Here is a 1,791-nt window from a genome sequence, read left to right on the forward strand (position 1 = left end):
GGAGGATTATCTGTCAAGGTACAAGCAACGCCGGGCAGGGCGAGGAAAGGATATGTCGGTTAAAGCATAACGGAAATGATATCCGGATAAAACATGTTATAAAGAAGAAAGTTTATCGGTAAAAGTATGAAAAAAACAGGTAAAAGACTATCTTTACAATTTATTTTTCATAGCATTAAAGTTGCTCTAACAAAAAACAAGCAGTACACACTATGCTGTATTAAGCCTGTAATGTAACTTAAGTAAGTTATCAAATGTATTTGTTGCTGATTCAAAATGTGGTTTAGTACCGTCGGAGTATGACCTTTACAGCAAACCGATTGGCGATTGGGTATTCATTGGGTAGAAAATGAAGGAACTGCCAAAAAAAATGAAGGAACTGCCAATAAAAGAAAAGTGAAAGGAGAATGGCTGTTTTCACGAGTGCTTGTAAGGAAGAGCTGTTCAGGATTTATTTATTGTCCCATTCCGTGCCGAAAGAGAGATTGACCCATAACCCGACGGCGAATACGGAACTACAATAAGGTTCTATAATCCTAAAGCTCATAACTGAGACATATACTATGGATGTTCCGGCTATGCTTTTAGATTGGAAGGGAGAAAAGAAGGGGAAACAATAGTCATACAGAAATCTCAGAGAGAAAATGAAGTGGATTATTTCAGATATTACTGACAACGCTTTCAAATAGGAGAAAATAGTATCTAATAAAAAAATGTATGGAGTACGGAAGGCATTGTATATGCCAAACGAAGGCAATAAAATAATATGCCAAAGTCGTGGAATGCCCATGCCCGCATCCTGGCATTTCGGAACAAGAAAAGGTGGTATTCCTGAAACAGACCGCATTGTTCATCTGTAATAGTCAAGCCTTGCTCTGACAATTGGTTTATTGTCGGATTAAGTCTTGACTAATTCAGTTCATCAAAGTTATTATGTTTCTGTATATCCAGCTATAATGGTTCTCACGCAAAATTAGAGACATTTTATTGCAATATTTACCATTATTGAATTCTAAACCACTACATTTGCGGGATTCCTTGCAATTCGAAAAGTACTTGAATTGCTCCTTTGAGATAGAAGAAAATAAACATTTGATAGATATATACGCCTATTGAAGAATACATAAAAAGAATTGAAAATCATTCGGCATAAAATATCATTTATAATAATAAATTAAAAAATGAATATATGAAACTTTGGAAATACAGTGGTACATTTCTTGTTATAACAGGATTAATCCACACGATTTATGCGCTTCTGCTTGGGAAAGAAGATTTTGCGGAGATGATAAGAGAGGGATTAATAAACTCCGCAGGTGATAATTATAACCGTGCTTTTGCCCTTTGGTTTTTAATATGCGGAATTATACTTATTCTTTGGGGACAAACGCTCCAATATTATATCAGAAAAGAGCAGAAACCTGCACCTCTGTCCTTAGGATATTGTATTTTGGCAGTGGCTGTTGTCGGATGTATCGTGGAGCCTATTTCCGGTTTCTGGTTATTTTTGCCACAAGCGTCAGTCATAATTGCTGCAAATCGAAAAAGCAGAAACACGAATGAACTCTGATATATGTTTGAGCTATAAAGGCATGCGGCACGGGAGTTCCGGGCGTAAGTAAAAGTATCTTTTAATATATTATATTTCGTAATGATGAATAATCGTCACCTCAACTGAACCGAAGTAACAGGATAGTAACTAGGGATATTCAGTAAATGTCCCTAAAAATCAAGATGGCATATGAAGATGATAGAGCATACTCACTTCATATGCCATTTTTATAGTCCTAT

At 36.0% G+C, this 1,791-nt stretch carries 1 protein-coding gene; it reads left to right on the top strand.

Annotation, left to right across the window (positions count from 1 at the left end; genetic code table 11):
- Nucleotides 1-1,189: 1,189 nt before the first annotated feature.
- The gene (locus C233_RS0122040; RefSeq protein ID WP_018669620.1) at nt 1,190-1,570 is read left to right on the top strand and encodes a DUF6463 family protein; all 381 of its coding nucleotides are present in this window, start codon (nt 1,190-1,192) and stop codon (nt 1,568-1,570) included.
- Nucleotides 1,571-1,791: the final 221 nt, after the last annotated feature.

Origin of the sequence: Bacteroides gallinarum DSM 18171 = JCM 13658 (genome assembly GCF_000374365.1) — a bacterium.
GTDB classification, from domain to species: domain Bacteria; phylum Bacteroidota; class Bacteroidia; order Bacteroidales; family Bacteroidaceae; genus Bacteroides; species Bacteroides gallinarum.